At 62.6% G+C, this 11,531-nt stretch carries 11 protein-coding genes; 8 read left to right on the top strand and 3 right to left on the bottom strand.

Annotated elements, in window-relative coordinates; translation table 11 throughout:
• Nucleotides 1-56 precede the first annotated feature (56 nt).
• Both ACJ8PN_RS06470 and ACJ8PN_RS06465 read left to right on the top strand, forming a co-directional pair.
• Nucleotides 57-605: a metal-dependent hydrolase gene (locus ACJ8PN_RS06470; RefSeq protein ID WP_004931456.1), complete on the top strand. Its 549-nt coding sequence runs from the start codon at nucleotides 57-59 to the stop codon at nucleotides 603-605.
• A gap of 181 nt (nucleotides 606-786) precedes the next feature.
• Entirely contained in the window at nucleotides 787-2,178 is a 1,392-nt protein-coding gene (locus ACJ8PN_RS06465; RefSeq protein WP_004931458.1) for an L-cystine transporter, read from the top strand.
• Nucleotides 2,179-2,241: 63 nt separating this feature from the next.
• Here the strand turns inward: ACJ8PN_RS06465 and phnX are convergent, their stop codons facing one another.
• Nucleotides 2,242-3,051, bottom strand: coding sequence for a phosphonoacetaldehyde hydrolase (phnX, locus tag ACJ8PN_RS06460; RefSeq protein ID WP_171453885.1), 810 nt, complete (start codon nucleotides 3,049-3,051; stop codon nucleotides 2,242-2,244).
• A gap of 9 nt (nucleotides 3,052-3,060) precedes the next feature.
• Entirely contained in the window at nucleotides 3,061-4,164 is a 1,104-nt protein-coding gene (gene phnW / locus ACJ8PN_RS06455) for a 2-aminoethylphosphonate--pyruvate transaminase (protein ID WP_171453884.1), read from the bottom strand.
• 155 nt (nucleotides 4,165-4,319) lie between these two features.
• On the opposite strand from phnW, the gene phnR reads away from it, so the two are divergent.
• From phnR to ACJ8PN_RS06430, 5 genes are all read left to right on the top strand, one after another.
• Nucleotides 4,320-5,039, top strand: coding sequence for a phosphonate utilization transcriptional regulator PhnR (phnR, locus tag ACJ8PN_RS06450; protein ID WP_164119735.1), 720 nt, complete (start codon nucleotides 4,320-4,322; stop codon nucleotides 5,037-5,039).
• 177 nt (nucleotides 5,040-5,216) lie between these two features.
• Nucleotides 5,217-6,227: a 2-aminoethylphosphonate ABC transporter substrate-binding protein gene (locus ACJ8PN_RS06445; RefSeq protein WP_171453882.1), complete on the top strand. Its 1,011-nt coding sequence runs from the start codon at nucleotides 5,217-5,219 to the stop codon at nucleotides 6,225-6,227.
• A 2-nt stretch (nucleotides 6,228-6,229) separates the two neighbouring features.
• Entirely contained in the window at nucleotides 6,230-7,360 is a 1,131-nt protein-coding gene (phnT, locus tag ACJ8PN_RS06440) for a 2-aminoethylphosphonate ABC transport system ATP-binding subunit PhnT (RefSeq protein WP_442534765.1), read from the top strand.
• A 1-nt stretch (nucleotide 7,361) separates the two neighbouring features.
• Nucleotides 7,362-8,225, top strand: a complete 864-nt coding sequence (gene phnU / locus ACJ8PN_RS06435) for a 2-aminoethylphosphonate ABC transporter permease subunit (protein ID WP_171453880.1) — start codon at nucleotides 7,362-7,364, stop codon at nucleotides 8,223-8,225.
• A gap of 2 nt (nucleotides 8,226-8,227) precedes the next feature.
• Entirely contained in the window at nucleotides 8,228-9,031 is an 804-nt protein-coding gene (locus ACJ8PN_RS06430) for an ABC transporter permease (protein WP_442534726.1), read from the top strand.
• Between the two features lie 45 nt (nucleotides 9,032-9,076).
• Here the strand turns inward: ACJ8PN_RS06430 and kdgR are convergent, their stop codons facing one another.
• A complete protein-coding gene (gene kdgR / locus ACJ8PN_RS06425) occupies nucleotides 9,077-9,868 on the bottom strand; it encodes a DNA-binding transcriptional regulator KdgR (protein ID WP_442534725.1) in 792 nt (263 codons plus the stop codon).
• 230 nt (nucleotides 9,869-10,098) lie between these two features.
• Between kdgR and ACJ8PN_RS06420 the strand changes: the two genes are divergently transcribed.
• Nucleotides 10,099-11,493, top strand: a complete 1,395-nt coding sequence (locus ACJ8PN_RS06420; RefSeq protein ID WP_351107695.1) for an MFS transporter — start codon at nucleotides 10,099-10,101, stop codon at nucleotides 11,491-11,493.
• Nucleotides 11,494-11,531: the final 38 nt, after the last annotated feature.

The raw sequence follows: 11,531 nt of genomic DNA, 5'->3' as shown, positions 1-11,531 counted from the left end.
GGAATTTTCCCATATACTGGATAAATTAACAGTTTACCAGCCGGAATCGCAACAGCATGACCGCGGAAGGACACCTTATATTCTCTGTCGCTTGCGCGATCTTCGCCAAGAAGGCGGAAGTGACGCCAGAGCTGGCTACCGGCGACTGGTGGCACATCATACCCGCCGCGCTGCTGACCTCACTGCTGCCGGACATCGATCACCCCAAGTCGGTGCTGGGCCAGCGCCTGCGCTGGATTGCCCTGCCCATCGCCCGCGCCTTCGGCCACCGTGGTTTCACCCACAGCCTGCTGGCGATCGCCGGTGGCATGGCGCTGTTCCAACTGGACGTACCGCGCAGCTGGCCGATCCCGGCCGATGCGCTGCACGCCATGATCATCGGCTACTTCAGCCATCTGCTGGCCGATATGCTCACCCCCGCCGGCGTGCCGCTGCTGTGGCCATGCCGCTGGCGTTTTCGCCTGCCGCTGCTCAACTCGCAAAAAGGCAACCAGCTGGAGCGGGTGTTGTGTCTGTGCCTCGTGGCGTTTGCCATCTGCTGGCAAGGTGATTTCACCCTGCCGGTGCAATCCTATGTCGAGCAAATCAGAAATATCAGACTCTGATCACAAAAAACCGCCTAACCCATCACCTTGAAGTATATAAAACGAACAAAAACACACAAAAAGCTATATCAAATTCCATTTGGATATAAGTAGGCCACTCAGCAAACTGTTACGATATTTACATCGCGACATACGTGATGCGTAGTCGTTTTTATAAGAAAGATTATTGGAGACATTGGGGATGAATCTTCCGCTCGTGATTAACGTGCTGGTGTTTGTCGCGCTCCTTTTGCTGCTGGCGCAAACCCGCCACAAGCAATGGAGCCTGGCGAAAAAAGTGCTGGTCGGCCTGGTGGTCGGCGTGGTGTTCGGTCTGGGCCTGCAGCTGGTGTACGGCTCCGATAACCCGGTACTGAAAGAATCCATCAGCTGGTTCAACATCGTCGGTAACGGCTATGTGCAACTGCTGCAAATGATAGTCATGCCGCTGGTGTTCGCCTCGATCCTGAGCGCGGTGGCCAAGCTGCATAACGCCTCTTCTCTGGGCAAAATCAGCGTCCTCACTATCGGCACGCTGCTGTTCACCACGCTGATCTCGGCGCTGGTGGGCGTGCTGGTCACCAACCTGTTCGGTCTGACCGCCGAAGGCCTGGTGCAGGGCGCGCAGGAAAGCGCGCGCCTGACGGCGATCCAGACCAACTACGTGGGTAAACTGGCCGATCTGACGGTGCCGCAGATGGTGCTGTCGTTCATCCCGAAAAACCCGTTCGCCGATCTGACCGGCGCCAGCCCGACCTCGATCATCAGCGTGGTGATTTTCGCCACCTTCCTCGGCGTGGCGGCGCTGCAGCTGCTGAAAGACGACAAGCCGAAAGGCGAGCGCGTGCTGGTGGCTATCGACACCCTGCAGGCCTGGGTGATGAAGCTGGTGCGTCTGGTCATGAAGCTGACGCCGTACGGCGTGCTGGCGCTGATGACCAAAGTGGTCGCCGGCTCCAACATTCACGATATCGTCAAGCTCGGCAGCTTCGTGGTGGCCTCGTACATCGGCCTGGCCATCATGTTTGTGGTTCACGCTGTCCTGCTGGCCTTCACCGGCGTTAACCCGATGAAGTTCTTCCGCAAGGTGTGGCCGGTGATCACCTTCGCGTTCACCAGCCGCTCCAGCGCCGCCAGCATTCCGCTGAACGTGGAAGCGCAGACCCGTCGCCTGGGCGTGCCGGAATCCATCGCCAGCTTCTCGGCGTCGTTCGGCGCCACCATCGGCCAGAACGGCTGTGCGGGCCTCTACCCGGCGATGCTGGCGGTGATGGTGGCGCCGACTGTCGGCATCAACCCGCTGGATCCGGTGTGGATCGCCACCTTGGTCGGCATCGTCACCATCAGCTCCGCCGGCGTGGCGGGCGTGGGCGGTGGCGCCACCTTCGCTGCGCTGATCGTGCTGCCGGCGATGGGCCTGCCGGTGACGCTGGTCGCGCTGCTGATCTCGGTCGAACCGTTGATCGACATGGGCCGTACCGCGCTGAACGTCAACGGTTCCATGGCGGCGGGCACCATCACCAGCCAGCTGATGAAACAAACCGACAAAGCCGTGATGGACAGCGAAGACGAAGTCGAATTGGCGCATCGCTAACGCCGTCTCAGAACGAAAAAACCGGGGATAATCCCCGGTTTTTTTACGCCCCGCGTTCGGTCGTTACGGCCGCTCGCCGTTCGCCAACCGCCGGTTGATGTCGGCGATCGCTGTCGGCAATTGCGCCAGCGTGTCTATCACATAGTGCGCGCCCGCCGCGTACAGCTTATCGGCGGCCGCCGCGCGGCGGCGCTCTATCTCGCCTGCCGTCATCCGGCGATACTCCTGCCAGGTGGCGCCAAACTCGTTGCCGGACAGCGCCAGCCCAACGCTCCACATCCCGGCGTTCAGCCCTTCGGCAATGCCCGGCACCGCGTCATCCACCTTCACGCAATGCGCCACCGCATCGATGCCCAGCGCGATCGCGTTCTGCAACGCCATCCACGGCCCCGGTCGGCCACCGGCTGGAAGATCGTCGGTGGCGACCCAGTAATCCGGCGCGTAGCCGCGCTGCGCGGCGGCGGGCACCAGCACCTCCATCACCGCGCGCGGATAGCCGGAGCAGGAACCGATTTTAATGCCCTGTTCGCGCAGAGCGGCGATCGCCTGCGGCACGCCCTCGATGGGATCGGCGAAGTCGATCACTTTAGCGATTTGCAGCGGCATAAACGCCTGATACAGCGCGTCAATGTCCTGATGGCTCATCGAGCGTCCCAGCTTCTGCCGCCAACGCGCGTCGACTGCCGGCAGCTTGCCCAGCGCCTCGATGTGCTGCCATTTGCCCAGCCCCATCGGAATGCGCGCCTCCGCCAGGCTGATATCGATATCGAAGGTTTGCTTGAACGCCTCGACGAAAATCTGCGTCGGCGCAAAGGAGCCGAAGTCCACCGTGGTGCCCGCCCAGTCGAGGATCACTGCGTTGATCTGTTTCATGGTCAATCCTTATTGATTCCAGTACATCGCCTGCCCGACGGCCGCCAGCAAACGTTCGATATCTTGCGGATAGATTTCGCCGATGTTGCCGATACGGAAGCAGTCGCTCTGCGACACTTTACCGGGATAAATCACGAAGCCTTGTTGCTTGAGACGCTGATAAAACTCGGCGAAGCGGTATGTATCGGCCTTTGGCGAATAGAACGCGGTGATGATCGGCGAGTGCAGCGCATCGTCCAGCAGGGTCTCAAAACCCAGCTCGCGCATACCCGCCACCAGCCGCCGCTGATTGGTCTGATAGCGGTGGTGGCGCGCGGCAATGCCGCCCTCTTGTTCCAGCTCTTTCAGCGCCTGCGCGAAGGCCAGCACGGTGTGGGTCGGCGACGTAAAGCGCCATTTGCCGGCCTGATCCTCCATACAGCGCCACTGAGCATACAGATCCAGCGACAGCGAGCGTGAACGGCCGGCGCATTTCTCCAGCTCGCTGCGGCGGGCGATGACGAACGCGAAGCCCGGCACGCCCTGAATGCATTTGTTGGCGGAGCTGATCAGAAAATCGATGCCCAGCGCGTCCACATCCAACGGGATGCCGCCAAAGCTGCTCATGGCGTCGACGATAAAGGTCTTGCCATTGCGCGCCGCCAGACCGGCGACCTTCTGCAGCGGATTGAGCATGCCGGTGGTGGTTTCACAGTGCACCATGGCGATATGGCTGATGCGCGCATCGCTTTTCAGCACCGCTTCCATCGCCGCCACGTCCGGTTCATTCACCTCGCCGCAGTCAAAGGCGTGGTGGTCGATATCCATCAGCCGCGCCATTTCGATCATCCGCGCCCCGTAGGCGCCGTTGTTGACGATCAGCAGCTTGTCGTGCGGGCCGATGACCGTGCCCAGCACGCCCTCTACCGCGAAGCTGCCGCTGCCCTGCAGCAGCACCGACGTGTAGCCGGCGGACGGCGTCGCCAGCGCCACCAGCCGTTGGCGGATGCTTTGCACCACGCCGAGGTTGTAATCTTCATCCCAAGTGCAGCTGTCATACAGCATCGCCTCTTTCACCGTTTTCGAGGTGGTCAACGGGCCGGGGGTCAACAGCAGGTAGTTACGGTCGGACATGTTATTCACCTATTTGGTCTATACCAGATTGCGATCATTGTGGCGGCAAATTCCAGCCCCGGTCAAACGACAAAGCGCGGTGAAACAAAAAATTCATCTGGCTATGTATAATAAGCGCGTGCCGGAATGTCGGGCCGATGCCATAGCGAGATGAAATGAAAGAACATCAGGGCGATATGCCTCACTACCTGCAGATCAAGGATCAGCTCCAGGCGCGCATCACCCGCGGCGCGCTGCAGGCCGGCGATAAGCTGCCTTCGGAGCGCGAGCTGTGCGCCATCTTCTCCACCACCCGCGTCACCATTCGCGAAAGCCTGGCGCAATTGGAAGCCACCGGCGCCATCTACCGCGCCGATCGCCGCGGCTGGTTCGTCACGCCGGAACGGCTGTGGCTGGATCCGACGCAGAACACCAACTTCCACCGTCTCTGTCAGGAGCAAGGGCGCACGCCGCGCACCGCGCTGCTGTCCGGCGAAAAAACCACGGTGCCGCTCGACGTCATGCAGCCGCTGGCGCTCGAACCGTTCGATCAGGTGTATCTGCTGCGCCGCGTGCGCTATGCCGACGACCGCGCCATCTGCTATTGCGAGAACCACTGCCTGCCGCAGCGGGTGCCGGAACTGCTCAGTCACGATCTCAACGGCAGCCTGACCGAGGTTTATCAACAGCATTACGATTTGATTTACAGCAACATGCACCTGTCGTTCTACCCGACCGCCCTGCCTTACCGCGCCGCCAACGCGCTCGGCGCCATGGTCGGCCTGCCCGCGTTGCTGCTGCGTCGGCTGAATTACGATCAGCACGGCCGCATCCTCGATTTCGATATTGAATACTGGCGCCACGACAGCCTGCGCATCGAAGTCGATACGCTCTAACCTCGATTATCACGGGGCCGGCGCCCGCCGCCCCGTCTTCCTCACCCACGCTCGATCCCCCTTTTAAGGCAAATATATTTTGCCGCTTTCATTTGTTTGTCATATTCGCCGATTAGCTTGGCCGCATATCTGGTGTATACCAGTTTCGCATTAACCCGCAACAGTGAGGCTGAAGCTATGAAATTTTCTCGTCTGGTCGTGATGACCGCCATCGCACTCGGCGCCGCGCCGGCCTGGGCCGCCGATGCGGTGGTGACCGTCTACTCCGCCGATGGTCTGCACGACGGCGATCACAGCTGGTATCAAACCCAGTTCGACGCCTTCACCCAGGCGACCGGCGTCAAGGTGCAGTACGTCGAAGGCGGCTCCGGCGCCATCGTGGAGCGCCTGTCGAAGGAGCGCAGCAACCCGCAGGCCGACGTGCTGGTGACGCCGCCGCCGTTCATTCAGCGCGCCGCCGCGGAAAAACTGCTGCAGGATTTCACCCCGCAGGATGCGGCGCAGATCGCCGACGCCCAGCCGCAGTTCGTGCCACTGGTGAACAACTACCTGAGCTTCATCTATAACGCCAAACTGCTGCCGCAGGCGCCTGCCAGCTATCAACAGCTGCTGGACGCGCAGTTCCGCAATAAGCTGCAGTACTCCACGCCGGGCCAGGCGGGTGACGGCACCGCAGTGATGCTGCAGGCGTTTCACAGCTTCGGCAGCAAAGATGCCGGTTTCGACTACCTCGGCAAGCTGCAAAGCAACAACGTCGGCCCTTCGGCCTCCACCGGCAAGCTGACCGCGCTGGTCAATAAGGGGGAGCTGCTGGTGGCCAACGGCGATCTACAGATGAACCTGGCGCAGATGCGCAGCAACCCGAACGTCAAGGTGTTCTGGCCGGCCGGGCCGGACGGCAAACGCAGCACGCTGGTGCTGCCTTACTACATCGGCCTGGTGCAAGGCGCGCCGCAAAGCGCCAACGGCAAAAAACTGATCGATTTCCTGCTGAGCAAAGAAGCGCAGAGCAGCGTCAGCGCCATTTCCTACGGCATGCCGGTGCGTAAGGATGTCACCCCGACCGACGATAACTTCAGGCAGTCGCAGGCCGCGCTGCAGGGTGTAGAGATCTGGGCACCGGACTGGAACCAGGTGGTGAACAGCCTGTCCGCCGATATCTCCCGCTGGCACAAGGTGACAGAATGACGCTGACCATGCCTTCTACCCTCACTTCCCGCGCCGAGGCGCGGGATAGCAGCCTCGACATCACCGGGCCGTCGGGCATTCAGCTCGACCGCGTCAGCGTGTCGTATCGCGGCACCGAGGTGCTGAAACCCCTGACGCTCACCATCGCCCCCGGCGAAGTGCTGGCGCTGATCGGCCCCTCCGGCTCGGGTAAAACCACCGTGCTGCGAGCGATCGCCGGATTCGTGCAGCCCTCCGCCGGGCGTATTGCCATCGGTGACGTCGATGTTACCGACGTGCCGCCCTATGAGCGCGGCCTGGGCATGGTGGTACAGAACTACGCGCTGTTTCCGCATATGCGCGTCGAGGACAATGTGGCGTTCGGCCTGCGCGCGCAGGGCAAGCCGCGCGGCCTGACCGCCGAGCGCGTCGAAGAGGCGTTGGCCATCGTCGGCATGTCCGCCTACGCCAAGCGCTATCCCAACCAGCTCTCCGGCGGCCAGCAACAGCGGGTGGCGATCGCTCGCGCCATCGCGGTGCGCCCCAAAGTATTGCTGCTGGATGAGCCGCTGTCGGCGCTGGACGCGCAAATCCGCCACAGCATGGTGGAAGAGATCGCCCGCCTGCACCGCGAGCTGCCGGATCTGACCATCCTGTACGTCACCCACGATCAGGGCGAAGCGCTGACGCTGGCGGACAAGATTGGCATCATGCGCGACGGCCACCTGATCGCCCACGGCGAAACCCGCGCGCTGTACCATCATCCGACGAACCGCTTCGCCGCCGAGTTCCTCGGCCGCGCCAACCTGCTGCCGGCTACCGCCCTGGAGACTACCGCGCAGCAAGGCATGACCACCGTCAGCTGCGCCGGCAAAGTGATCGGCTGTTTCACTTACGGCGCACAACGCGGCTTCGACAAGCTGCTGTGCATCCGGCCACAGCACATTGCGCTCGATGCCGATGCCCAGCGCAGCAACTGCATCATCGGCACGCTGCATGATATTCATTGGCAGGGAGAGTTGACGCACCTGCAGTTCGACGCGGAAGGCCATCCGCTGCGCGTGGTCACCACTCATCGCAGCCGGATGCCGCAGATCGGCGAGCGCGTGCCGCTCTACTTCGCCCCCGACGATGCGGTACTGATCGAGGACTGACATGACCGACTCTACGCTTATTCGTCCGGCCCTGCGGCTGCGTTTGCCGCGCCGCCTGTGGATCCTGTTGCCGCTACTGGTGCTGGCGACGCTGTTTTTCTACCCGTTGGCGCTGATCGTCAAACAGGCGTTTACCGACGATCAGGGGCTATTCAGCGCCGCCGCTCTGCAACAGGTGTTCGAATCCCGCCGCTTTGTCGGCGCTCTGCTCAACACGCTGCAGATTGCGCTGCTGGCGACGCTGGGCTGCCTGGTGCTCGGCACCCTGCTGTCGCTGCTGCTGGTATTCACGCCGTTCCCCGGCAGCCGACTGATTGCCCGGGTGATCGATACCTTTATCGCCATGCCGACCTTCCTGATCACGCTGGCCTTCACCTTTATCTACGGCTCCGCCGGCCTGCTGAACGGCACGCTGATGGCGGCCTTTGGTTTCACCCTGCCGCCGGTGGACTTTCTTTACTCCATCTGGGGGGTGATCCTGGCGGAAATCACCGTGTTTACGCCGCTGGTGATGCGCCCGCTGATGGCGGCGCTGTCGCAGATCGATCGCAGCCAGCTCGAGGCCGCCAGCATCCTCGGCGCCCGGCCGGGGCGCGTGGTGCGCCAGGTGATTTTACCGGCCGCGCTGCCGGCCTTGCTGGCCGGCGGCAGCCTGTGCCTGCTGTTGACCACCAATGAGTTCGGCATCGTGCTGTTTATCGGCGCCAAGGGCGTCACCACGCTGCCGATGATGGTCTACGCCAAAGCAATTCTGGAGGCGGATTACGCCGTCGCCTGCACCATCGCCGTGGTGAATATCGCGCTGTCGCTCGGGCTGTTCTCCCTTTACCGCTACGCCGCGGCGCGCGCCGGGCTGAGGAACTGACGATGTTGATTTGGTCTCGCACCGGCCGCACCCTGACCTGCACGCTGACGGTCACGCTGTTCGCCCTGTTCTTCTGCCTGCCGCTGGCGGTGATCCTGATGTCCAGCCTCAGTGAACAGTGGAACGGCGTGCTGCCGAGCGGCTTCACCCTCAACCACTTCCGCCAGGCGTTCAGCGGCGCCTCCTGGGACGCGCTGGTCGCCAGTCTGGCTATCGGTTTCAGCGCCAGCCTGTTCGCGCTGCTGTGCGGCACCTGGGCGGCGCTGGCGCTGCGCCACCATCAGGGGCGCGGCCAGCGGCTGCTGGGCACGCTGTTTTTCATTCCCAGCGCGGTGCCTTCGGTCTCTATCGGTCTGGGGATGCTGGTGGCGTTCAGCCAGGGGCCGCTGCAGATGAACGGCACCTTCCTGATCGTGCCCGCCGCCCACTTCGTGCTGATTTCCGCCTTTACCTTCGGCAACGTGATGGCCGGGCTGACCCGGCTACCTGGCGACTACGAGAACGTCGCCGCCAGCCTGGGCGCTTGGCCGCTGTTCCGCCTGCGTCACGTCACCCTGCCGATGATCGCCCCCTACATGATCTCCGCCTTCGCACTCAGCCTGTCGCTGTCGATGGGGGAGCTGGGCGCGACCATGATGATCTACCCGCCGAGCTGGGCGACGCTGCCGGTCACGATCTTCAGCCTGACCGATCGCGGCAGCATCGCCAACGGCGCGACGCTGACCATGATCCTGGTGGCGGCCACGCTGTTGCTGATGCTGGTGCTGGAGCGGATTTCTCAGCGGCTGACACCGGGCGCGAAATAACAACAAGGCGCTGCCATGGCAGCGCCTCGCTCATCGAAACGACGGTCAGAACGGGTAGTCGTGATAGCCCTGCTGCTCGGAAATGCGCCGGGCGGCGACGTGCAGCAACGCCACATACTCCTCCCGCGCCGCGTCGGAAAAGCGCAGCGTCGGGAAAGAGATGCTCAGCCCGGCGATCGCCACCCCGAACCTGTCAAAGACCGGCACCGCGATGCAGCGGATCCCCGCCTCCTGCTCTTCGACATCTTCGCCGAATCCCTGCTCACGCACCCGCTCCAGCACCGGCAACAGTTCGGCGGCGCTGGTCAGGGTATGCTCGGTGCTGCGGGTAAATTCAATCTGCGACAGGATCTGCGCTACCTCCTCCCGATCGCGCCAGGCCAGCAGCACTTTACCGATGGCGGTGCTGTGCAGCGGGTTGCGGCGACCGATGCGCGAATACATGCGCAGGTTGTACATCGCGTCGATCTTGTGGATATAGACAATGCCGTCCTCATCCAGAGCGCCGAGGTGGATGGTTTCGCGGGTGCGGTTTGACAGTTCGCGCATCTGCACGTCGGCGCTGCGGATCAGATCGACGTTCTGCAACGATTTGGCGCCCAGTTCGAACAGCTTGAGCGTCAGCGCATACTTTTCCGTCTCGCCTTCCTGCGATACGTAGCCCAACGCTTTCATGGTTTGCAGAAAACGGTAGACGGTGCTTTTGGACATCATCACTCGCTGGGAAAGTTCGGTAATGCCAATCTCGCGCTCATCGCCAAGCGCCTGTAAAATGCCGAACACCTTCATCACGGATGAGACGGCATCCGGGTGCTTGTCTGAATCTGCGTTAGCCATGGTGAATGCCCTACTTAACGGTTTTGTTTCAGGAAATTTAAACAAGGGTTTCAGTATAATCGGAACAGATCGCGGCGCGCAACGCGGCTGAACGCTAAGCGATTGAAGCCAAATGGATAACCCCGGCCCGCTCACCGCTATTTACAATTAAGCGGGCAACGGGCATGCAATCACGGGCGAATATGATTAGCATGATAATACTCCCCTGAATAAATACCGCTGAGACCAACATGCGTCCTTGTTCCGACGGCCTCCCCGTCCCGCAACGCTATGGGGCGATCCTCGCCATCGCCCTCGGCATTACCGTATCGGTGCTCGACGGCGCGATAGCCAACGTGGCGCTGCCCACCATCGCGCGCGATCTTAACGCCAGCCCGGCCAACTCCATTTGGGTGGTCAACGCCTATCAGTTGGCGATCACCGTCTCTCTGCTGTCGCTGGCCTCGCTCGGCGATCTGGTCGGCTATCGCCGCATCTATCAAGCCGGGTTGCTGGTGTTCAGCATCACCTCGCTGTTTTGCGCCCTGTCCGACTCGCTGCTCACGCTGACCATCGCCCGCGTATTGCAAGGCTTTGGCGCCGCCGCCATTATGAGCGTCAACACCGCGCTGATCCGCATCATCTACCCGCAGCGTTTTCTCGGCCGCGGCATGGGCATCAACTCGCTGATCGTCGCCTGCTCCTCGGCGGCCGGGCCGACGGTGGCGGCCGCTATCCTGTCGGTCGCGTCCTGGCAATGGCTGTTCGCCATCAACCTGCCGATCGGCATCGTCGCGCTGCTGCTGGGGATGAAATTCCTGCCGGCAAACGGCCAAAAAAGCGATAACCGCCGTTTCGATCCCACCAGCGCGGTGCTGAACGCGCTGACCTTCGGCCTGCTGATCACCGCCATCAGCGGCTTCGCCCAGGGGCAGAGCCTGACGCTGATCTTCAGCGAGATCGCCGCGCTGCTGGCGATTGGCGCGGTGTTCGTGCGCCGCCAGCTGCGCCAGGAATTTCCGTTGCTGCCGGTCGATCTGCTGCGCATCCCGATCTTCGCCCTGTCCATGGGCACCTCAATCTGCTCGTTCGCCGCGCAAATGCTGGCGATGGTGTCGCTGCCGTTCTTCCTGCAAAGCGCGTTGGGCCGCGACGAAGTGGCGACCGGGCTGCTGCTGACGCCGTGGCCGCTGGCGATCGTGGTGATGGCGCCGATCGCCGGCCGGCTGGTGGAACGCGTGCATGCCGGCCTGCTGGGCTGCGTCGGGCTGGCGGTGTTCGCGCTCGGGCTGTTCTCGCTGGCGCTGCTGCCCGCGGCGCCGTCGAATATGGACATCATCTGGCGCATGGTGCTGTGCGGCGCCGGTTTCGGCCTGTTCCAGTCGCCCAACAACCACACCATCATCTCCGCCGCGCCGCGCAACCGCAGCGGCGGCGCCAGCGGCATGCTGGGCACCGCTCGCCTGCTGGGGCAAACCTCGGGAGCCGCGCTGGTGGCGCTGATGTTCAACCTGTTCCCGGCCTCCGGCACCCACGCTTCACTGATCCTGGCTGGGGTGTTCGCCACCCTGGCTGCGGCGGTCAGCAGCCTGCGCATCACTCAACCGACGACGCAAACGGCGCAGCCCAGCCGCGAGGTGAAATAGAGGGCATAGAAAGAGCCGGGCCCCAATCCGATGTGGCC

Origin of the sequence: Serratia sp. CY76391, assembly GCF_052166695.1 — a bacterium.
In the GTDB taxonomy this organism is placed as follows: Bacteria; Pseudomonadota; Gammaproteobacteria; order Enterobacterales; family Enterobacteriaceae; genus Serratia; species Serratia nematodiphila.
This window is presented reverse-complemented; position numbering and strand designations above follow the sequence as displayed.

Coding starts and splice junctions, on each gene's coding strand:
- ACJ8PN_RS06470 (WP_004931456.1), top strand. CDS start 57: ATGACCGCGGAAGGACACCTTATATTCTCTGTCGCTTGCGCGATCTTC.
- ACJ8PN_RS06465 (WP_004931458.1), top strand. CDS start 787: ATGAATCTTCCGCTCGTGATTAACGTGCTGGTGTTTGTCGCGCTCCTT.
- phnX (WP_171453885.1), bottom strand. CDS start 3,051: ATGAAACAGATCAACGCAGTGATCCTCGACTGGGCGGGCACCACGGTG.
- phnW (WP_171453884.1), bottom strand. CDS start 4,164: ATGTCCGACCGTAACTACCTGCTGTTGACCCCCGGCCCGTTGACCACC.
- phnR (WP_164119735.1), top strand. CDS start 4,320: ATGAAAGAACATCAGGGCGATATGCCTCACTACCTGCAGATCAAGGAT.
- ACJ8PN_RS06445 (WP_171453882.1), top strand. CDS start 5,217: ATGAAATTTTCTCGTCTGGTCGTGATGACCGCCATCGCACTCGGCGCC.
- phnU (WP_171453880.1), top strand. CDS start 7,362: ATGACCGACTCTACGCTTATTCGTCCGGCCCTGCGGCTGCGTTTGCCG.
- ACJ8PN_RS06430 (WP_442534726.1), top strand. CDS start 8,228: ATGTTGATTTGGTCTCGCACCGGCCGCACCCTGACCTGCACGCTGACG.
- kdgR (WP_442534725.1), bottom strand. CDS start 9,868: ATGGCTAACGCAGATTCAGACAAGCACCCGGATGCCGTCTCATCCGTG.
- ACJ8PN_RS06420 (WP_351107695.1), top strand. CDS start 10,099: ATGCGTCCTTGTTCCGACGGCCTCCCCGTCCCGCAACGCTATGGGGCG.